Origin of the sequence: Hydrogenophaga sp., from assembly GCF_019264445.1 — a bacterium.
GTDB lineage: Bacteria > Pseudomonadota > Gammaproteobacteria > Burkholderiales > Burkholderiaceae_C > Hydrogenophaga.
Genome location: NZ_JAHVAB010000058.1, coordinates 1 through 20,354 on the forward strand (window position 1 = coordinate 1; position 20,354 = coordinate 20,354).

21 protein-coding genes and 1 tRNA gene are annotated in these 20,354 nt (G+C 67.2%); 9 read left to right on the forward strand and 13 right to left on the reverse strand.

All coding sequences use genetic code 11. From position 1 onward, the window contains the following. The 9 genes from KXJ60_RS10945 to KXJ60_RS10985 form a co-directional block, all read left to right on the forward strand. Positions 1–838 (forward strand): aminotransferase class V-fold PLP-dependent enzyme (locus KXJ60_RS10945; RefSeq protein ID WP_291127137.1); only part of this gene is annotated, 838 nt, incomplete at its 5' end. 12 nt (positions 839–850) lie between these two features. Then, positions 851–1,237: a Fe-S cluster assembly scaffold IscU gene (gene iscU, locus KXJ60_RS10950; protein WP_291118536.1), complete on the forward strand. Its 387-nt coding sequence runs from the start codon at positions 851–853 to the stop codon at positions 1,235–1,237. 126 nt (positions 1,238–1,363) lie between these two features. Beyond that, positions 1,364–1,687, forward strand: coding sequence for an iron-sulfur cluster assembly protein IscA (gene iscA, locus KXJ60_RS10955; RefSeq protein ID WP_291127139.1), 324 nt, complete (start codon positions 1,364–1,366; stop codon positions 1,685–1,687). A 65-nt stretch (positions 1,688–1,752) separates the two neighbouring features. Next, entirely contained in the window at positions 1,753–2,271 is a 519-nt protein-coding gene (hscB, locus tag KXJ60_RS10960) for a Fe-S protein assembly co-chaperone HscB (RefSeq protein WP_291127480.1), read from the forward strand. A gap of 31 nt (positions 2,272–2,302) precedes the next feature. Beyond that, positions 2,303–4,174, forward strand: a complete 1,872-nt coding sequence (gene hscA, locus KXJ60_RS10965; RefSeq protein ID WP_291127141.1) for a Fe-S protein assembly chaperone HscA — start codon at positions 2,303–2,305, stop codon at positions 4,172–4,174. 7 nt (positions 4,175–4,181) lie between these two features. Further along, positions 4,182–4,520: an ISC system 2Fe-2S type ferredoxin gene (fdx, locus tag KXJ60_RS10970; RefSeq protein ID WP_291127143.1), complete on the forward strand. Its 339-nt coding sequence runs from the start codon at positions 4,182–4,184 to the stop codon at positions 4,518–4,520. Next, entirely contained in the window at positions 4,520–5,227 is a 708-nt protein-coding gene (gene dnaQ, locus KXJ60_RS10975) for a DNA polymerase III subunit epsilon (protein ID WP_291127145.1), read from the forward strand. Before fdx ends, dnaQ begins: the two co-directional genes overlap by 1 nt. A gap of 56 nt (positions 5,228–5,283) precedes the next feature. After that, positions 5,284–5,358: transfer RNA gene (locus tag KXJ60_RS10980), tRNA-Val, on the forward strand. A 92-nt stretch (positions 5,359–5,450) separates the two neighbouring features. Beyond that, positions 5,451–6,653: an HD domain-containing phosphohydrolase gene (locus tag KXJ60_RS10985; protein ID WP_291127147.1), complete on the forward strand. Its 1,203-nt coding sequence runs from the start codon at positions 5,451–5,453 to the stop codon at positions 6,651–6,653. Between the two features lie 16 nt (positions 6,654–6,669). Here KXJ60_RS10985 and KXJ60_RS10990 read toward each other — a convergent pair whose 3' ends face one another. The 13 genes from KXJ60_RS10990 to KXJ60_RS11050 all read right to left on the reverse strand — a co-directional run bounded on the left by KXJ60_RS10990 (position 6,670) and on the right by KXJ60_RS11050 (position 20,315). Further along, positions 6,670–7,125 carry a RidA family protein gene (locus KXJ60_RS10990; protein WP_291127149.1) on the reverse strand — a complete coding sequence of 152 codons (456 nt, stop codon included), beginning with the start codon at positions 7,123–7,125 and terminating at the stop codon, positions 6,670–6,672. Between the two features lie 25 nt (positions 7,126–7,150). Next, positions 7,151–8,500, reverse strand: coding sequence for an FAD-binding oxidoreductase (locus tag KXJ60_RS10995; protein ID WP_291127151.1), 1,350 nt, complete (start codon positions 8,498–8,500; stop codon positions 7,151–7,153). 15 nt (positions 8,501–8,515) lie between these two features. Then, entirely contained in the window at positions 8,516–9,322 is an 807-nt protein-coding gene (locus tag KXJ60_RS11000) for an ABC transporter permease (protein WP_291127152.1), read from the reverse strand. After that, a complete protein-coding gene (locus KXJ60_RS11005) occupies positions 9,319–10,128 on the reverse strand; it encodes an ABC transporter ATP-binding protein (protein WP_291127154.1) in 810 nt (269 codons plus the stop codon). Before KXJ60_RS11005 ends, KXJ60_RS11000 begins: the two co-directional genes overlap by 4 nt. A 93-nt stretch (positions 10,129–10,221) precedes the next feature. Then, positions 10,222–11,214 carry an ABC transporter substrate-binding protein gene (locus KXJ60_RS11010; RefSeq protein WP_291127156.1) on the reverse strand — a complete coding sequence of 331 codons (993 nt, stop codon included), beginning with the start codon at positions 11,212–11,214 and terminating at the stop codon, positions 10,222–10,224. A gap of 60 nt (positions 11,215–11,274) precedes the next feature. Continuing rightward, a complete protein-coding gene (locus KXJ60_RS11015) occupies positions 11,275–12,132 on the reverse strand; it encodes a creatininase family protein (protein WP_291127158.1) in 858 nt (285 codons plus the stop codon). A 21-nt stretch (positions 12,133–12,153) separates the two neighbouring features. Continuing rightward, positions 12,154–13,413 carry an amidohydrolase family protein gene (locus tag KXJ60_RS11020; RefSeq protein WP_291127160.1) on the reverse strand — a complete coding sequence of 420 codons (1,260 nt, stop codon included), beginning with the start codon at positions 13,411–13,413 and terminating at the stop codon, positions 12,154–12,156. Between the two features lie 8 nt (positions 13,414–13,421). Next, a complete protein-coding gene (locus tag KXJ60_RS11025; protein ID WP_291127161.1) occupies positions 13,422–14,351 on the reverse strand; it encodes a PDR/VanB family oxidoreductase in 930 nt (309 codons plus the stop codon). Between the two features lie 245 nt (positions 14,352–14,596). Next, positions 14,597–15,280 carry a TetR family transcriptional regulator C-terminal domain-containing protein gene (locus KXJ60_RS11030; protein WP_291127163.1) on the reverse strand — a complete coding sequence of 228 codons (684 nt, stop codon included), beginning with the start codon at positions 15,278–15,280 and terminating at the stop codon, positions 14,597–14,599. Positions 15,281–15,381: 101 nt separating this feature from the next. Further along, entirely contained in the window at positions 15,382–15,783 is a 402-nt protein-coding gene (locus KXJ60_RS11035; protein ID WP_291127165.1) for a RidA family protein, read from the reverse strand. A gap of 5 nt (positions 15,784–15,788) precedes the next feature. After that, on the reverse strand, positions 15,789–16,778 hold the full coding sequence (locus KXJ60_RS11040) for a tripartite tricarboxylate transporter substrate binding protein (protein WP_291127167.1): 990 nt from the start codon (positions 16,776–16,778) through the stop codon (positions 15,789–15,791). A 13-nt stretch (positions 16,779–16,791) separates the two neighbouring features. Continuing rightward, positions 16,792–18,393, reverse strand: coding sequence for a hydantoinase B/oxoprolinase family protein (locus KXJ60_RS11045; protein WP_291127169.1), 1,602 nt, complete (start codon positions 18,391–18,393; stop codon positions 16,792–16,794). Further along, complete coding sequence (locus KXJ60_RS11050) at positions 18,390–20,315, reverse strand: hydantoinase/oxoprolinase family protein (protein WP_291127170.1); 1,926 nt, start codon at positions 20,313–20,315, stop codon at positions 18,390–18,392. Before KXJ60_RS11050 ends, KXJ60_RS11045 begins: the two co-directional genes overlap by 4 nt. Positions 20,316–20,354: the final 39 nt, after the last annotated feature.

The window sequence follows — 20,354 nt, forward strand, 5'->3', positions numbered from 1 at the left end:
GCTGGCGGACGGCCTGCTCGACCTGGATGTGTTCAAGGCCGCGATCCGCCCGGACACCATCCTGGCTTCGGTCATGTTCGTCAACAACGAAATCGGTGTGATTCAGGACGTCGCCGCGATCGGTGCGATCTGCCGTGAGAAGGGTGTGATCTTCCACGTCGACGCGGCACAGGCCACCGGGCGTGTCGACATCGACCTGCAGAGCCTGCCGATTGACCTGATGAGCCTGACCAGCCACAAGACCTACGGCCCCAAGGGCATTGGTGCGCTGTATGTGCGCCGCAAACCCCGCATCCGCATCGAGGCGCAAATGCATGGTGGTGGCCACGAGCGTGGCATGCGTTCGGGCACCTTGCCGACGCACCAGTGTGTGGGCATGGGCGAGGCCTACCGCATCGCCAAGGCCGAAATGCACGAAGAAAACATTCGCATCAAGGCGCTGCACGACCGCATGGTCGCTGGCCTCAAGGACGTGGAAGAGGTGTTCATCAACGGCCACGAATCGCGCCGCGTACCGCACAACCTCAACATGAGCTTCAACTACGTCGAAGGCGAGTCGCTGATCATGGGCATCAAGGGTCTGGCGGTATCTTCCGGTTCGGCCTGCACCTCGGCCAGCCTGGAGCCCAGCTACGTGCTGCGCGCGCTCGGCCGCAGCGACGAGCTCGCGCACAGCAGCCTTCGCATGACGATCGGCCGCTGGACGACCGAAGAAGAAATCGACTACGCGATTGCCACCATCAAGGAAAACGTGGCCAAGCTGCGCGAGTTGTCCCCGCTGTGGGAAATGTTCAAAGACGGTATTGACCTGTCCACCATCCAGTGGTCAGCGCATTGAAGGAGAAACACCATGGCTTATTCAGACAAAGTTGTTGATCACTACGAAAACCCCCGCAACGTGGGCTCTTTTGAAAAGGGTGACGATTCGGTGGGCACCGGCATGGTGGGCGCACCGGCCTGCGGTGACGTGATGAAGCTGCAGATCAAGGTCAACCCGACCACCGGCGTAATTGAAGACGCTCGTTTCAAGACCTACGGCTGTGGTTCGGCCATTGCTTCTTCGTCACTCGTGACCGAGTGGGTCAAGGGCAAGACGCTTGACCAGGCTGCCGCCCTCAAGAACAGCCAGATCGCCGAAGAGCTGGCGTTGCCGCCCGTGAAGATCCATTGCTCGATCCTGGCCGAAGACGCCATCAAGGCCGCGGTGGACGACTACCGCAAGAAGCACGTGAACTAAGGATCCCTGCGCCGCTTCGCGTCTTCCCCCATGGGGACCACGCCTGCAGCCCGGCAAAGCCGGTTCTGTGGCGTGTACTTGAGAAGACATTTCGCCGATGTGGCGCCATGGAGAGAGCAAACAAAGATGGCCATTTCGATTTCTGAAGCCGCTGCCCGGCACGTCAACCGCTACATCGCCAAGCGCGGCAAGGGCGTGGGTGTGCGCCTGGGTGTGAAGACGACCGGGTGTTCCGGAATGGCCTACAAGCTCGAGTACGCCGACGAGATCGCCCCGGAAGACGTGGTGTTCGAAGACAACGGCGTGAAGGTGCTGGTCGACCCCAAGAGCCTGGCCTACATCGACGGCACGCAGCTCGATTTCGTGCGCGAAGGCCTCAACGAGGGCTTTCGTTTCAACAACCCGAACGAGCGCGACCGCTGTGGCTGTGGCGAGAGCTTTCGCATCTGATCCCGTGACCTTCTACCGAGGCCGCCCGTGCTGAACAGCGCCGGCGGCTTTTTCTTGTCATGAACCTGAACCTGCAATCGAACGACTTCGAGATCTTTGGCCTCGACCCCCGCTTTGAGCTCGACCGCGCCGCGCTCGATGCCCGGTGGAAGGCGCTGCAGCGCGAAGCGCACCCCGACCGTTTTGCCACCGCCGATGCACAGGCCCAGCGTCAGGCGATGCAGTGGTCGGTGCGGATCAACGAGGCGTACCAACGCCTGAAGGACCCGCTCAAGCGAGCAGCCTACCTGTGCGAACTCCACGGGGCACCCATCCAGGCCGAGGACAACACCGCCATGCCGGCGTCGTTCCTGATGCAGCAGATGCAGTGGCGCGAAGATCTTGACGAAGCCACCCGCCTGGAAGACCTGGAGCGCATGGCCGACGAGGTGAGCACCGCACGGCGCGCCATGCTGCAAGACCTGCAGACCACTGCCGATGTGCACCACGACTGGTCAGCACTTGCCCAGCAAGTCAGAGCCCTTATGTTCGTTGAGCGCTTTGCCAGCGATGTGGAGAACCGGATCGATCTGCTGGGACAATAGCCAGTTACGTTTTTGAACCGATCGATCACCCATGGCGCTTCTGCAGATTTCCGAACCCGGCCAATCCCTCGACCCGCATCAACGCAGGGTGGCGGTGGGCATTGACCTGGGTACCACGCACTCGCTGGTGGCTGCGGTGCGCCACGGCGTTGCCGAGTGCCTGCCTGCCGAAGATGGCCGTGTGATCCTGCCCAGTGTGGTGCGCTACCTCGATCCCGCCCAGGGCGGCTCCGGACGGCAGATCGGCTTTGACGCGCTGGCGGCGCAGGTGCAGGACCCGGCCAACACGGTGAGTTCGGTCAAGCGCCTCATGGGCCGCAGCCGTGCGCAGGTGGCCGATGTCGACAAGCTTCCTTACAGCGTGGTTGAGCAGGACGGCATGGCGGTGGTGGACACCGTGGCCGGGCGCAAGACGCCCATGGAGGTCAGCGCCGAGATTCTGGCCACCTTGCGTTTTCGCGCCGAGGACAGTTTCGATGACGACCTCTACGGCGCGGTGATCACCGTGCCGGCTTACTTCGATGACGCGCAGCGCCAGGCCACCAAAGACGCCGCCCAGCTGGCCGGCATCAACGTGTTGCGACTGATCAATGAGCCCACCGCAGCGGCCATCGCCTATGGCCTGGACAACGGGTCCGAGGGTGTCTACGCGATCTACGACCTGGGTGGCGGCACGTTCGACATCTCCATCCTGCGCCTGACGCAAGGGGTGTTCGAAGTGATGGCCACGGGTGGCGATTCGGCCCTGGGCGGTGACGACTACGACCAGGCGCTGGCCGCCTGGGCGCTGGCGAAGCACGGCGTGAGCGCTGCGCTCACGGCTTCCGAGCGCGCGGCGGTGCACGCCGAAGCCCGCCGCGTGAAAGAGGCGCTGTCTTCCGCGACGAGCGAAACCTTTGCGGCAACCGTCGCGGGGCAGCGCATCGAGCACAGCGTGACGCCAGCCGATTTCGAAGCCAGCACGGCTGCGCTGACCGCCCGCACCATGACGGCGGTGCGCAAGGTGCTGCGCGATGCGGGCATCACCAAGGACGAGGTCCAGGGCGTGGTGATGGTGGGCGGCTCCACCCGCATGCCGGTGGTGCGGCGCACCGTGAGCGAGTTCTTTGGTCAGCCTGCGCTGACCAACCTCAACCCCGACGAAGTGGTCGCACTGGGTGCGGCCATTCAGGCCAACGCGCTGGCGGGCAACAGCCGCGACGGCGACTTGCTCTTGCTCGACGTGATTCCGCTGTCGCTCGGCATCGAGACCATGGGCGGCCTGGTGGAGCGCATCGTGCCGCGCAACAGCGCCATTCCCACTGCGCTGGCCCAGGACTTCACCACCTACAAAGACGGGCAGACGGCGCTGGCCCTGCACGTGGTGCAAGGCGAACGCGATCTGGTGGCCGACTGCCGCAGCCTGGCGCGCTTCGAGTTGCGCGGCATTCCGCCCATGGTGGCCGGTGCCGCGCGCATCCGCGTGACCTTCACGGTGGATGCCGACGGCCTGCTGTCGGTGAGTGCGAAAGAGCAGGGCAGTGGCGTGGAAGCGCGCGTGGACGTGAAGCCCGCCTACGGCCTGAGCGACGAGCAGATCGCGGCCATGCTGCAGGACAGCTTTGCCACCGCACAGCAAGACATCCAGGCGCGCGCACTCGTTGAAGCGCGCGTGGACGCCGACCGCATGATGGCTGCCACGCGCACCGCACTGGCTGCGGACGCCGACCTGCTGCAGCCCGCCGAGCGCGAACAGATCGAAGCACTGCTGGCATCGCTGGCAACGACGGCCGCTGGCGACGACGCCAAGGCCATCGAAAACGCCACCAGCGAACTCGCCAAGACCACCGAACCCTTTGCCGCACTGCGCATGAACCGCGGCATCCAGCAAGCCCTGTCTGGCAAGAAACTCGAAGAAGTCTGAACCTCCCATGCCCACGATCACGATCCTGCCCCACCCCGAATACTGCCCACAGGGCGCGAGCATCGCCGCACCCTCTGGCACGTCGATCTGCGAAGCCTTGCTCGACAACAAGATCAACATCGAGCACGCCTGCGACATGAGCGCGGCCTGCACGACTTGCCATGTGATCGTGCGCGAAGGCTTCAACAGCCTCAACGAACTCGACGAGACCGAGGAAGACCTGCTGGACCGCGCGTGGGGCCTGGAGCCCAACTCGCGTCTGTCCTGCCAGGCCCTGCTGGCGCAGGCCGATGTGACGGTGGAGATTCCCAAGTACTCGATCAACCACGCCAAGGAAAACCACTGATGCGCCAGATCGTCCTCGACACGGAAACCACCGGCCTGTCCGCAGACAACGGCGATCGCATCATTGAAATCGGCTGCGTGGAGCTGCTCAACCGCAAGCTGACCGGCAACAACCTGCACTTCTATGTGAACCCCGAGCGCGACAGCCATGAGGACGCGCTAAAGGTGCACGGCATCAGCAACGAGTTCCTGCGCGACAAGCCGAAGTTCGCTGCCATTGCCGATGAGCTGCTGGACTACCTGCGCGATGCCGAGGTGATCATCCACAACGCGCCTTTCGACATCAGCTTTCTCAACAAGGAAATGGAGCGGCTCGGTCACCCGCCCATCACCACCATCCTGGGCCAGGTGACCGATAGCCTGGTGATGGCCAAGGAAATGTTCCCCGGCAAGCGCAATGGCCTGGATGCGCTGTGCGACCGCCTGGGCGTGGACAACTCCGGCCGCACACTGCACGGCGCCCTGCTCGACGCCGAGCTGCTGGCCGACGTGTACATCAACATGACCCGCGGACAGGACGCGCTGCTCATGGACCTGGGCGATGCGCCTGGCGAAGACGGCCAGGTCGAGGTGCTGGACCTGAGCCGCTTTGACCTGCCCGTGCTGCGCGCCAACGCGTCCGAAGCCCAGGCGCACGACGGTGTGCTGGCGGACCTGGACAAGGCCAGCAAAGGAAAAACCGTGTGGCGCAAGTTGGAGCCGGCCTGAAGTCGCTCAAAATCCGGCTATAATTCGAGGCTTCCGAGAGATCGGCCAGATCAATCGGGCGGTTAGCTCAGTGGTAGAGCACTGCCTTCACACGGCAGGGGTCGCAGGTTCGAACCCTGCACCGCCCACCAGACCCAGAAAGCCTGCGAGTTCCTTGAACTCGCAGGCTTTTCTGCTTTTATTCTCGGATTTGCCTCCGCGCGCGAGGCGTACATTGGCCGCCATGTACAAGCCGCTTCCCCTGGACGCCATCGCGTTGCAACAGCCGGTGCCCGTGAACGTGTGGGACCCGAAGGGGGTGTTGTTGCTGCGCAAGGGCGAGCCCATCACCTCGGAGCAGCATCGCGGCCTGCTCATGCTGCATGGGCCGGTGGTGCTGGAGTCGGACTGGCGTGCCTGGTCGTACAGCTACACCACCGAGCTCGACCGCATGGTGCGCGACGACGCGCCCCTCAAGCGCATTGCCGGCCTGACCCATGCCGTGGAAGTGCCCCATGTGGTGGACCGCGACGAAGCGGGGCCGGTCGAGGTGTGGACGGACCTGCACACGTCGCTCAACAGCCTGCTGCAGCAGGGCTCTGCGGCCGTGCATTTCCACGAGAAGCTTGATCGCCTGGCGGCGCGCGCGCAACGCCTGTGGCGCACGGCACCCGACGACAGCCTGCTGGTGCTGGTGCAACTGCTCTTTGACGCCCGCATGGGCTACAGCGCGTCGCACGCGCTGCTGTCTGCCGGTTTGTGTGCGCTGGTGTCCCCGTCCACGGGTCTGTCGCCCGAGGAGCAGGGTTCGCTGTTTCGCGCCGCGCTCACCATGAACATCGGCATGACGCGCACCCACGATGCCATGGCGCGCCAAAGCGGTGCCCTGAACGATGCGCAACGCCACACCGTGCGCGAACACCCCTTGCGCAGCGCCACCGTGTTGCGCGAATTGGGCGTGAACGACGCGCTGTGGCTGCAGCTGGTGCAGGAGCACCACGAGCGGCCCGACGGCAGCGGCTACCCGGCGGGCAAGCCGGTGTCGCTGCTGGCGCAGCGCCTGCTGCAGATGGCCGACGTGTACGTGGCCTGCATCAGCCCGCGCCAGGGCCGTGGTGGCTTGCTGTCTCAGCAAGTGGCGCGCGAGCTCTACCTGGGGCCCGATCACCAGCCCGACGCGCTGGGCGCGCTGTTTGTGAAGCACATTGGTTTTTATCCACCGGGCAGCTATGTGCGCCTGGCCAGTGGCGAGGTGGCGGTGGTGACGCGCCGTGGCACCAAGGCCAATGCACCGCAGGTGTTTGCCATCGTGGGCCGCCAGGGCATGCCGTTGGGTGAGCCCACCTTGCGCGACACACTGGACGCCGCGCATGAGGTGAAAGCCAGCCTGCCTCCCGGCGAGGTGCGGGTGGTGGTGAACGTGCCGCGACTGCTGGCGCGTCGCTAGGCACGCACGCCGCGCATCAGCGCGGCAGGTACATCGTGGCTTCCACTTCCACGAGCACATCGTCGCCCGGCAGGAAGCGCGACACCTCCACCACGGTGCTCACCGGGGGCTCGCCCGGAAAGAACACGCCGCGCACGCGGTTGTAGTACGCGTAGTGCGGCAGCTGCCGGAAGTACTGCACCAGCTTGACCACATCGGACATCTGGCCGCCGTGCTCTTCGGCCAGCTGGCGGATGCGCTCCAGCACAAACCAGCTCTGCGCCACGATGGGCGCCTCGAACGCGTCCACCGACATCTGTCCCGTGACATAGCCCAGTTTGCGCAAGACCGCCAGGGCCTTGGTGGGCACATCTTCGTAGGTGTTCACGCCGCGGCGCGTGAGCGGGTCCACCGCCACCACACCGCTCATGAACACGAAATCACCCACGCGCCGTGCGGCGGCGTAATGGGCCATGGGTTTGCCGGTGCTCATGGAGGATCTCCGTGTTGAGGGCTGACTAGCTGGGCAAGCCCCAGGCACGCATTTTCCCTGGGTTGAGCAGGCCTGCGGGGTCAAAGCGCTGCTTCATGTCGATCACGTTCTGCGGCAGGTCGCCACCGACCTTGCCTTCTTCGATGATGAAGGTGTGCGGGTTGTTCACGCGGATGCCGTTGTCGCGGAAGATCTGGATGATCTCGTTGAGCCGCTCCTCGGTGGTGAAGCGCACCAGCGGCAGCGACGTGCAGGTGGTGAAACCGTCCATGCTGCGCAGGAACTCGACGTGCATGAGCACCTCGTCGCCAAACAGCTCGCGGATGCGGCGCACCTGGTCGAGGTGTTTGCCGGGCGTGAAGGTGGTCTGCAGGTAGGTCAGGCCCTTGTCCACCTTCAAGGCGTTCAGGGTGGTGTGGTTCCAGCAGTACTCCACCAGTGTGTGGTGCGCGGCCTTGGCTTCTTCCGCCGTCTTCCTGTAGGTGACTTGCCCGCCGTGTGCGGCAGCCACCTGCAGGGCGGCCGGTTCCGAGAACTCGGCCACCAGCACCAGTGCGGCATGGCAACCCGCGGGCAGGTGCCCGGCCAGCGCGGTCATGTAGCCCGGGATCGGGTCGGCCAGCACGGCGATGTTTTTCTTCACGATGCCGGGCGCGTGTGCCAGCGCGTTGCCGAAGTCCAGCGCGCGGTCGGCATCGTTGAAGGTGACGATCATCTCCAGCCAGGGGTGGGCGGGCGCCAATGCCATTTCCACTTCCAGCACGATGCCGTTGGTGCCCCACAGGTGGTGCATCAGCAGGGCCTCAGGGCCGCGCAGCTCCACCACCTGCGGGTCGGTGCCCACCGTCATGGCGCGGATGCCCAGGATGTTGCCTGCGGCACCGATGGGACCGTAGTTGATCGAGCCCGCGCCGCCAAAGCCGCCGCTGAACAGGCCGCCGAGCGACGCGCTGCGGAACGTGGACGGAATGCAGCGCAGCTCCCAGCCCATGGGGCGCGTGGCGTTGTCGAACTCGGCCAGGCGAATGCCCGCCTGCGCGCGGCCCACGCCCGGGCGCGACCACAAAAAGGCGTTGTAGCCGCTCATGTCCAGGATCACGCCACCATGCAGCGGCGTGGACTGGCCGTAGTTGCCCGTGCCGCTGCCGCGCAGCGTGAGCGGCACACGGTGGCGCGCGCAGGCCGCGGCCAGGCGGGTGATGTCGTCTTCGGTGCGTGGCTTCACCGCAATGTCGCCGCGCTTGCCGAGCAGCTGGCGCTTGAGCACCGGGCTGAACCACGAGAAGTCTTGCGAGAGGCGACCGATCTTCAGCGGGTCGGTGATCCAGTCGAGCTCGGGCAGCTCGTGCTGCAGTTGTTCAATGGGCGTTGTCATGTGAAGGGCTCCCTGTCAGTCTTGTGCAATTTCGCTGGCGTGCCAGGAGCCCAGCGACACCTTGGTCAGCCATGCCATGAGCACGAACAGGAACACGCCGGCCAGCGAGATCAGCAGCAGCGCGGCGAACATGCGGGGAATGTCGAGCTGGTAGCCGGCCATGAGGATCTGGTAGGCCAGGCCGGTGTTGGTGCCACCGGTGCCGGCCACAAACTCCGCGACCACGGCGCCGATGAGCGCCAGGCCCGAGGAGATTCGCAGGCCGCCAAAGAAGTACGGCAGCGCACTGGGAATGCGCAGGCGCCAGAGGATCTGGCCGCGCGAGGCGCGGTTCATCTTGAAGTAGCTCTGCAGGTCGGGGTCGACGCTGCGCAGGCCCAGCGTGGTGTTGGAGATGATGGGAAACAGCGCCACCAGCGCCGCACACACCACCAGCGAAGCCGTCGGTTGCTTCACCCAGATGATGATCAGCGGCGCAATGGCCACGATGGGTGTGACCTGCAGCAGCACGGCATAGGGAAACAGCGCGGTTTCGATGAGGCGGCTCTGCACAAACAGGAACGAGATCAGCACACCGACCACCACCGCCACCGCGAAGGACAGCACGGTGATCTTCATGGTTATCAGCAGTGAGCCAAACAGCGTGGACCAGTCCTTGATGAGCGTTTCCATCATCAGGCCTGGAGACGGCACCAGATAGGGTGGCAGTTCGAGGCCGACCACCAGGCCATGCCAGATCGACACCAGGGCAATCGCCACGAGCGCGGGGTACAGCACGCGCTGTACCTGGGGCTGGCGCAGGAAGGGGGTGTTCGTGCTCATGCGTTCGCGTCCTCGGTGGTGTCGCGGCTGGCGCGCAGCAGGCTGTCCTGCAGTTGTTTGGCGTGCCGGCTGAATTCGGTGGAGACCATGAAGTCGGGTGTGCGCGGGTAGGGCTGGTCGATCGGGAACGCCTCCACGATGCGCCCGGGCCGTGCGGCCATCATCACCACGCGGCTGGAGAGGAACACCGCCTCGTGGATCGAGTGCGTCACGAAGACCACGGTGAGGTTCTTCTTCTGCCACAGCTCCAGCAGGTCGGCGTCGAGCTTGTGGCGGGTGATTTCGTCGAGCGCACCAAAGGGCTCGTCCATCAGCAGCAGCGTGGGCTCGACCACGAGGCCGCGCGCAATCGACACGCGCATCTGCATGCCGCCGGAGAGCGCACGCGGCAAAGCCTTGGCGAACTTCGACAGCCCCACCAGCGCCAGCGCGTCGGCCACGCGGGCATCGGCCTCGGCGCGGGGCACACCCGCCAGGTCCAGCGGCAGGCGCACGTTGGTCTGCACGCTGGCCCAGGGCATGAGCGTGGGCGACTGGAACACAAAGGCCAGGCGGTGGCCCGATTGCTCGAGCTGGTTCACACCCTGGCCCCACAGCTGGAGTTTGCCGCCCGTGGGCTCCAGCAGGCCGGCCACCATTTTCAGCAGCGTGCTCTTGCCACAACCCGACGGGCCGAGCAGCGTGACGAACTCGCCTTCGCGCACGGTGAGGTCCACCGGCTGCAGGGCCACGGTGCCGTTGGGGTAGGTTTTGTGCACGCCCCGTATGTCGATGGCGGTGACAGCAGACGCTGGATCAGTTTTCATGGGCGGTTCAGAAAGTGAGGGCGGTGGCTGGCCGATGCGCGCCGCGCGGGCGCGCATCGGTTCGCTGGGGTCGTGCGCTCGGGCGCAGACCGTTCAGGGCAGGACCTTGACGTCCTTGATGAGGTCCAGGCGGTAGGCCTGATCGAGGTTGACCTTGGCCGGATCGATCATCTGGTTCTCCACCAGGAAGGCGTGCGTCTTCTCCAGGCGCTCGCGCGTCATGATGCCGATGCCCAGCTTGGCCGCGTCGTTGCCGGTGATGATCCCCATCTCCTTGAGCTTGGTGATGCCGTAGTTCAGCTGCTCGTCGGTCATGTTGGGGTTGTCCTTCTTGATCAGCGCGTTGGCCGGTGCAGGGTCGGCCAGGTAGCTCTTGTAGCCCTCCACAGTGGCCTTCACGAAGGCGGCCACGGTCTTCTCGCGTTCCTTCACGGTCTTGTCCATGCAGGAGATCAGGTTGGCGTAGGGCGGGTAGCCCTGGTCGGCCAGCAGGAAGGTGTTGGCCTTCACGCCGGCCTTCTGGATGGCGAACGGCTCGGACGACAGGAATCCCATCTGCACGATGTTCTTGTCGGCCACGAAGGGCTGGATGTTGTAGGTGTAGGGCCGTGCCTGCGCGTCGGTGTAGCCGTATTTGCCCTTGAGCCACGACCACATGCCGCGCATGGCGGTGGGCGCGATCAGGATGGTCTTGCCCTTCATGTCTTCGAAGGACTTCACGTCTTCGTGGGCGATCAGCACCTGCGGGTCTTTCTGGAAGATCGCGGCCACGTTGACGATGGGCAGGCCGTTGCCGCGCGCCACCATCATCTGCGTGTCGGTCGCGCCCATGATGCAGTCGGCCTGGCCGGCCGCCATGATCTGGATGATGTTGATTTGCGGTCCACCCATCTTGATCGTCACGTCCAGGCCGTACTTCTTGTAGATGCCGTTGGCGATGGCCTGGTAGTAGCCGCCGTGCTCGGCCTGCGCATACCAGTTGGTCATGAAGGTGAACTTCTCCTGCGCCTGGGCGGCGGTCAGGGTGAGGGCACCAATGGCGGTCGCGCCCAGGGCGCGGCACAGGCGGTTCAGGGAGGAGGACATGGCAGGCCTTTCTGATGAAGCGTGGGGACGTGGCGGAGGGACGGGGGAAACGAGAGGGAATCAGTCCAGCGTTTGCTGGATGTGACCGGTGTGGTGGCCGCGCTCCCAGGTGGGTTCGTCGCGAACCACCCAGCGCATGGTGTAGAGCTCGGTGATGGCCTTGACCCAGCTGTCGGCCAGGCTGTCGAGGATGGCCTCGCCCTGTTCGCGCGTGGCGGTAGTGGGGTCGCCAATCACGCCGCTGGGCCCGAAGTCTCGCGCCACCCAGGCGCAGGCGGGGCGGCCGTCGGCCGAGAGCGTCTTGGAAGGGAAGGGTGGCGGGAAGTAGGCCGCTGCATGCTCCATGTGCACGGTGTCGGGCGCGAGCGCGAGCATGAGCGCGGTTTCCGAGTGGCCGGCGTGCATGGAGAGCTTGCGCTCTTCCTCGCTGATGAATTTCCCGGACACGTTGGGCACGCGCGAGACACCGTACGGCACCACCACATAGTCGCCATGGCGCAGGCGCAGTTCGCGCGCAGCCATCTCCAGCACCTGGGGCTGGCCGCCGTGGCCGTTGGCAAACACCAGCTTGCGAAAGCCCGAGCGGTAGACCGACTCGCCCAGCTCGATCATGGTAGAGAGCAGGGTGGTGCCGGTCAGCGTCATGGTGCCGGCAAAGTGCAGGTGCTCCTCGGACTTGCCGTAGGTGATCGGCGGCAGGCCAAAGGCGCGAATCTCGGCTGGCAGGCGCTCGAACGCCTTGCCGATCACACCGGCGGCGATCACGGTGTCGACCGAGCAGGGCAGGTGCGGCCCGTGCTGTTCGGTGGCCCCCACGGGCAGCACGATGACGGTGTTTTCGCGGTCGGGCAGTGCGGTGATTTCCGTCCAGGCGAGGTAGGGCAGGAAGCGGTGTGGAGGGAAGTAGCCGTGCAGCATGGGCGGTGTCCTGGGAAGAGTTCAGGGGGCGATGGCTTGGCCCTGGCGCAGCACCACGCGCGGTGCGCTGCGGGAGGGCCAGGCGTGGATGTCGGCGGCGGTGAAGACCACCAGGTCGGCGCTGACGCCTTCGAGTGTGGCGCGCTGCAAGGGGGTGCGCTGCAGCCAGTCGCTGCGGCACAGGGCATCGGACCAGGCGTCGAACGGGGTGTCGAGCTGGCCCACCAGCGCAGCGGTCTGCATGGCTTCCAGCGGGTCCAGGCTGCCGGCGCGGCAGAAGGGGTCTTGCACGTTGTCGCTGGCCACCAGCAGCGGAATGCCGCGCGCGCGCGCTTCCTTCACCAGCGTGAGGCCGCGCAGGCGCGGGGTGCGGTCGGTCACCGCGTCTTGCAGCAGCAGGTTGGTGATGGGCAGCGACACCAGCGTGATGGGCGCGCGCGCCACTGCGTCGAGCGTGGCCAGGGCAATGGCTTCGGGCTGTGCGGCCAGCGCGCAGTTGTGGCCGCACACCACGCGCCCGGCAAAGCCGATCTCGCGCAGCAGTTGCGCCAGGAACGACAGCCCTTGCGCATCGGGGTTGAGCTCTTCATCCACGTGCAGGTCCAGGTCGAGATCGACCGCCTGCGCGGCCAGCACCAGGCGGCGCAGCGAGACCGGGTCCCAGTGGCTCGAATGCACGAAGCCGCCCAGCAGCGCGTGCGCTCCGGTGTCGGCCACGCACTGCGCCAGGCGGCGCGCCTCGTCGTCGTCCTTGAACAGCGCCAGCTTGATCATGGCCACCTGCTCCAGGTGCACGCGCCCGCGCCATTCGGCGGCCAGCTCGGCGATGACGTGCCAGGCCAGCGGCGGTGTGTGCGGGTCCCACCAGTCGATGTGGGTGCGCAGGTGCGTGGTGCCGGCCTCCCAGGCCCAGCGCAAGCCGCGCTCGGCGCGCTCGCGCAGGTCGGCGTGCGTCCAGTGCACGCGGTCGCCGATGACGGCGTCGATGGCGCCGAGCAACCCTGGCTTCACGGCACCGATGCGCGGGAGGATGAAGGCTTTGTCCAGGTGGGTGTGGGCATCGACGAAGCCGGGCAGCACCAGAGCGCCCTGCACATCCCAGGCGGGTGCCGCAGCGGCTGCGCCCGCCACCATCGGGGTCACGCGTGTGATGCGGCCTCGGGCGATCTCGATACCGGCCAGCGCGGGCGAGGCCTCATCAGACGGCCAGCCGACCGGCAGCAGCCACCGGGGCAGCCGCGCATGGGCGATGAAAGCGGGGGCGGTGGGCGGCGGCGGCATGGCGATGTTCAGAGGTCCAGCGTCAGCGTAGGCGAGTGGCTGCGAGCACAACAGACGGCGACATGCGTCGTGCGCTCCGCGTCGGTCATGCACGCGTCCTGGTGGTCGGGCGTGCCGTCGATGTACGGCGTGAGGCACGAGCCGCAGATGCCTTGCTCGCACACCGTGTCCACCGCCACGCCAGCGGCCTGGAGCACGTGGGCAATGCTTTTGCCGGGTGCCACGCGCAGGCGTTGCTGGCTGCGCGCCAGCAGCACCTCGAAGCCGGCGGTGTCGGCCGCAGCGGGCGTGGCGGGTGCCGCCTGGGGCGGTGCCGCGAAGTATTCGAAATGCACACGCTCGGGCGCCCAGCCGCTGCAGGCCTGGCGCACATGGGTCATGAAACCGGGTGGGCCGCAGAAGTACACATGGGTGCCTTCTGGCGCTTGCTGCAGCAAGGTGGCGGGGTCGGTGGGCGCGGGCACGTTGTCGAAGTGCACCTGCAGCCGGTCGCGCCAGGGCGCTTTGTCCAGCTCGCTGGCCAGGGCCAGGTGCTGGGCGCTGCGCGCAAACACCGCCAGCGTGAACGAGGCGCCCCGGGCATGCAGCGCATGGGCCATGGCCACCAGCGGCGTCACGCCGATGCCGCCGCCCAGCAGCAGGTGGTGGGCGGCTTCAGGCGCCAGACGAAACTGGTTGCGGGGCTGGCCGATGCGCAGGATTTCGCCTTCACGCACCCACATGTGCATGGCGCGCGAACCGCCTCGGCCGGTGGTTTCGCGCTTGACGGCGATCTGGTAGGACTCGGTGGTGTGCGCCGGATCGCCGCACAGCGAGTAGCTGCGCACCAGGCCGCCGGGCAGGTACACGTCGATGTGCGCGCCGGCCTCGCAAGCGGGCAGCGGCAGGCCATCAATGCGCTGCAGCACGTAGCTGTTGACCTCGTCCGTGTGGCGCACCACGCGATCGACGCGAATGGTCAGGTCACCGCGGCAGGGGACGCTGTGGGAAGGGAGCGAGCCGGTTGGGAGAGGCTCTGCCTTGATCGTGCTCAATGTCTGACCATTTAATTTGACTATTTGGTCAGTATAAGAACAAAGCCCGGCGCGAGAAGCGTAAAAACCCTCATGGGATCGACGGAAGGTCGGGGTGTTGTGTCGCTCGCGCCACAGGCCCGCAGCGCCCGCAGCCTGCGGCGCGGATGTCAGTCGCGCTGGAGCCCGCAGCCGCGCAGCACGAACGGAATGAGGTCGTTGGCCACGGCCTCGCGGTTCAGTGGCAGGGGGTCTCGTTCGCTGCCGCAGATCTCGCGCACCTGCAGCGCAAAGTCGGCGTGGTGTTGCGTCATGGCCCAGATGTGCATGAGCAGCAGGTGCGCGTTCATCGGCCGCATGAGGCCGCGCGCGATCCAGCCGTTGATCATGCCGACTTCCTTCTGAATCCAGACGCGGGCATTGGGCCAGTAGCGCCCCAGGTTGTGGCCGCCGTCCAGAATCTCCCGCGTGAAGATGCGCGAGACGGTGGGCTGGTCGAAGGCGTGGTCCAGCTTCTGGCGGATGTAGTGGGCGAGGATCTCGGCCGGGTCGGTCATGCCCGCCGGGGCGAACTCGATCTTCCAGGCCATCATCACCGAATCGAGCAGCTCGCTGTACAGCTCCTCCTTGCCGGTGATGTAGTAGTGCAGCTGCGGCTTGGTGAGGCCCGCGCGTTCTGCAATGGCCTGCGTGGAAGTGCCCTTCAGGCCATGCAGGCTGAACTCCTGGATCGCCGCTTCGCGGATGGCGGACAGGATGCGCTGGCGGCTCTCCCGCACGGCCCGCACGGGGCGGGCGGGTGCGCTGGTCTCGGCGCGCGGCTTGCGTCGCGCCGGGGGTGTGGCAGCTGTCATGGTCCAAAGACGCGTGGGCCTGGGGCCGGCCACACGCGCTGAAAAAAGGGGATTTCATGATAGCAGCCGCTCCATTGTGGTGCGCGGTTGCGGCGCCTTCTTCAGGCGCTGGGTCGCACGGCCACGGCCTCGATTTCGACCCGCACCGGCGCGATCAGACCGGCGATCACGGTCGAGCGCGCCGGCGCGGTGGCGGCGGGAAAGCGCTCGGCGTACGCTGCATTGAAGGCCGCGTAGTCCTGCGCGTGCACCAGCCACACGGTGGTCTTGACCACGTCGGCCAGCGTGCAGCCGGCGCGCTGAAGAATGCCTTCGATCAAGTCGATGGTGTAGTGCGTCTGGCTGGCGATGTCGTCGCCCACGGGCTGGCCGTTGCGCATGGGCACCTGGCCCGCCACAAAGACCAGCCGCTCGTCCACCACCACCGCCGGCGAGATCGGTTGCACCTGGCCCGCGCGCTCCACGGGCGGGCCCACATGCCGGATACCGGGGTTGTTGCTCATGCGCTTCAGTCCGGCTTGGCGCCCGAGGCTTTCACGATGGCCGCCCACTTCTTGGTCTCGGCCTCGATGAACGCCTTGTAGTCGGTGGCGCTGCTGCCGCCCAGCTGGAAGCCGCGCGAGACGAAGTACTCCTGGATGTCCGGGCTGGTCAGCGCGGCATTCACGTCCTTGTTGATTTTTTCGACCACGGCCACCGGCGTGCCGGGTGGCGCAAACAGGCCTTGCCACGACAGCGCTTCAAAGCCGGGGTAGCCGCTTTCGGCCACGGTGGGCACGTTGGGAAACAGCGGGTGGCGCTGTTTGGAGGTCACGGCCAGTGGCACCAGCTTGCCGCCCTGGATCTGGGGCATCACCACCAGCACGTCACCAAACATCAGGTCGATCTGCCCGCCCATGAGGTCGGTGAGTGCGCCCGCGCTGCCCCGGTACGGGATGTGCAGGAACGAGGCCTTGGTGGCGAGCTTGAACATTTCGCCCGTGAGGTGCATCGAGGTGCCGCTGCCGGGCGAGCCGTAGGTGATGGAGGCGGGCTTGGCGCGCGCGGCGGCGACCAGCTCGGCGAGGTTTTTCGCGGGCAGGTTGGGGTTCTTCACGATCAGCAGCGGCGCGCTCACCACGGCGGTGACCGGCGTGAAACCCTTGACCATGTCGTAGGGCAGGTTGGGATACAACGCGCCGGCAATGCCGTTGCTGCCGGTCACGCCCAGCAGCAGCGTGTGGCCATCGGGATCGGACTTGGACACATGGTCCGCGCCCACCGTGCCGCCGGCGCCCGGGCGGTTGTCGACGATCACCGTCTGCTTCCAGGTGACGGTGAGCTTCTCGCTGAGCTTGCGCGCGAGCAGGTCGGTGCTGCCACCGGGCGGGAAGGGCACGACGATGCGCACGATCTTGGTGGGGTAGGCCTGTGCCGAGGCCAGCGATGGCGCCAGCGCCGTAAAGGCCAGGGTCGCCACCAAGGCCAGTGTGCCCAGGGAGAAGGGGGTGCGTTTCATGGTGATCTCGCTTTCAAGTGGTTGGGTTCTCTGGTGTCACCCGCGTGTGGGCGGGTGCACCCCAAGCGCCTCCTCCGGCCGTTTCTATGACGAGCCTGTCCCCCGCTGACCACTCGGCGCGTGCCCGGGCGGACAACACGTCGATGCGGCCATCGGATCGTTCGATGCGGGCGGCCGACGGCGCGCCGTCGCCACCGCCATCGCTGCCGCGCGCGCGGCTGACATGGCGCTCGCCCCGGTAGGAGACGCTGCCCTGTCCTTCAAGCAACAGGTATACCCGGCGCACGCCGTGGCCGCCCCGGAAGCGGCCCGCGCCGCCCGAGCCTTCGCGAATGGCATAGGTGTGCACGCGCAGGGGCGCCTCGGCTTCGATCACTTCCACGGGCGTGTTGCGCGCATTGCCCACGTCGGTGGAAATGCCGCTGGTGCCGTCGCCCGAGGCGCTGGCGCCTGCGCCGCTGGCGATGATTTCCGTCATGAGCCAGCGCTCGCCGTTGGCGCGCGTGCCGCCGAGCGAGAGCACGGTGGCCACGCCCGCATTGGAGGCCAGCGGCTCGCGCGCCGCACCCAGCGACCACGCGCTGAGCATGGCGTTGCACGCGAGCTTCAGGGTGGCGGTGCGCGCGTTCACCGCGGCGGGCAGCCGGGGGTTGACCACACTGCCTTCGGGCAGCACCCAGGTGGCGGGCGCCAGGCAACCTGCGTTGTTGGGCGCTTGCGGCGCGAGCGAGCGCATGAAAAATAGGATGGCCGACATCATGCTGGAGGGCGAGGCATTCACCGGCCCGCGCGTCTGTGGCGACGAGCCGGTGAAGTCGATGGTGAGCGCATCGCCTTGCTTGCGCAGGCTCACGGCGATGCGCACGGGGGCGTCATCGATGCCGTCCCCATCGAGCTGGTCTTGCCACTGCCATTCGCCATCGGGCACCTGGCGCAGCGCATCGCGCGTCATGCGCTCGGACTGTGCGAGCAGCGCATCGCACACGGCTTCGAAAGCGGGGCCGGTGCGTACCTGCAGCGCGGCGGTCTCGCGCGCGCCCAGGCTCACGCCCGACCACTGCGCATTCAGGTCGCCCAACAGGTTGTCGGGCGTGCGGCTGTTGGCGGTGAGCAGGGTTTCAATGTGGCGGTCAATGGCGCCGGCTGCGCGCCAGCGCACCGGTGGAATGCGCAGGCCTTCCTGGTGGATGTCGGTGGCGTTGGGCGGGATCGAGCCAGCGGCCATGCCGCCCACATCCTGGTGGTGCAGGATGGTCGCGGCCAGCGCGATCACGCGGCCTTCATTCATCACGGGGCTGACCACGATCAGGTCGGGCAGGTGTGTGCCGCCAGACCATGGGTCGTTCATCAGGTAGGCGTCGCCCTCGACCATTTCGTGGGTGGGAAAGCGCCGCAGCACGCCGGCCACGGCAGGGATCAGCGAGCCCAGCAGCAAGGGCAGTGAGCGCGCCTGTGCAAGCAGGCGGCCATCGGGCAGGAACACGGCGGCGGCGCAGTCGCCGCCCTCGCGGGCAATAGAGGAGTAGGCCGCGCGCATCATGCGGCTCTGCATGCGGTCCACGATGCCCTGCAGCGCCAGCCGCACGGGCTCCATGAGGATGAGGTGTTCGTTCATGCCGCCTCCCTGGCAGGGCACTGGATGAGCAGCAGCGAGCCATCGGCCAGCAACTGCCAGCGCCAGCCAGCCGGCACCCACACGGTGGTGGTGGTCGCCAGCAGCGCCTGGGGTCCAACGCCCTCTGGCGCGCAGCCGGCCCACAAGGCGTGGTCGGGCTGCAGGTGCCGAGCGTTCACGGCGGGCGCCGGCACGGCTTGCTCGAACACGCCGCGCAGCAGGGTCACCTGCGGTTCGCTGCGCGCCGGCATCTGGCCGCGCAGCGATTCGTAGCGCGCCGCAAAGCGCGCCAGCAGGGTGGGCAAGTCGTCGTCGGGCAGCCAGGTCACCTCCACCGGGCTGCCCTGGCCACGCAGCAGGATGTCCAGGCTCCAGCGGATGGCGGTGCAGGCAATGCTGGGCTGCAGGGGCGTGCGCAGGCGGCCAAGTTCGGCGAGACCTTCGGGCGTGAGGGCCAGCGCGCAGGCCAGCTCCACCGTCTGCGTGGGCGGCGAGGCGAGCAGGCCGAGCGCGGCGATCACGCCGGCATGGGGAATCACGCGCACTTGGCCCACGCCCGCGAGTTCGGCCACTTCGGCCACGTGCTGGGCGCCCCCGCCACCGGCGGCCACCAGCAGGCAGTCGGCGGGGTGGATGTCGCGCTGGAAGGCGCGCATCTTCACGCTCTCGGCCATGGCGGTGGCGGCGGTGGCCACCACGGCGCGCGCCGCGTCCAGGGCAGACAGGCCCAGCGGTTGCGCAATGTCGCGCTGCACCGCGGCCTCGGCCAGGGCCGCGTCCAGCCGCACGCCGCCCGAGAGTTGGCGGGGCAGCCGTCCGAGCAGCAGCAGCGCGTCGGTGAGGGTGGCGCTGGTGCCACCCAGGCCATAGGCCGCAGGGCCTGGCCAGGCGCCTTGCGAACGCGGCCCCAGGCGCAGGCCCCCACCCGCGTTCACGCTGGCGATGCTGCCGCCGCCGATCGAGAGCGACTCGACGTCGGCACAGCGCAGGCGCAGGCTCAGGTCGCCGCAGAGCAGGGTGTCGGTGAACAGGGGGCGGCCTGCTTCGAGGATGCCGATATCCGTGCTGGTGCCGCCCACGTCGATGGACATCACCACGTGGGATGGGTCGGCGTCGGGCAGGCTCGCGGCCACGCCTTGCAACGCCGCGCAGGGGCCCGACATGGCCAGGCCGATGGGGCGCGCCGCCGCAACCGCCCAGGGCGCGATGCCACCTTCTGAGCGCATGAGATCGGGCGCGGGCAGGCCGCGCTCGCCCAGTGCCTGCGCCAGCGCGTACAGGTACTGCTGCACGGTGGGCTTGCTGTAGGCGTCGAATGCGGTGGCCAGAAAGCGTTCGAACTCGCGCGGCTTGGGGTCGACCTCGCTGGAGAGCGACACCATCAGCCCGGGCACAGCCTCTTGCAACCGGGCGCGCACCTGCTGTTCGTGCGCCGGGTGCAGGTGCGAGAACAGCAGACACACCGCCACCGAGCGCACGCCGGCGTCGGCGATGCGGCCCGCCAGGCGGGTGACCTCTTCGCGCTGCAGCGCTTCGATGGCGTGGCCCTGCGCGTCGATGCGGCCCGCGATTTCGAAGCGCAGCGCGGCGGGGAACAGCTGGCGTTCGGGGGTGGGCGGCTGCACTGCGGCGGTGTAGAGGTCGCGCCGGTCCTGCCGTGCCAGCGCCAGGATGTCGCGCATGCCGGCGTTGGTGATCACCGCCACCGGGCCGTCGTTCTGCTCCAGCAGCAGGTTGGTCACCACGGTGGAGCCGTGCACCAGGCGGGTCACCTGCGCCGTGGCAATGCCGTTTTCATCGAGCATGCGCTGCACCGCCTGCAGCACGGGAGCCACCAGCTGGCCCGCCTCGCGCGGGTGCTTGAGCGTGCGCAACTCGCCGGCCGATGAGCAGGCCACCACGTCGATGAACGTGCCGCCCATGTCGATGCCGATGGCCCATGACTGGAATCCCCCCCTGCG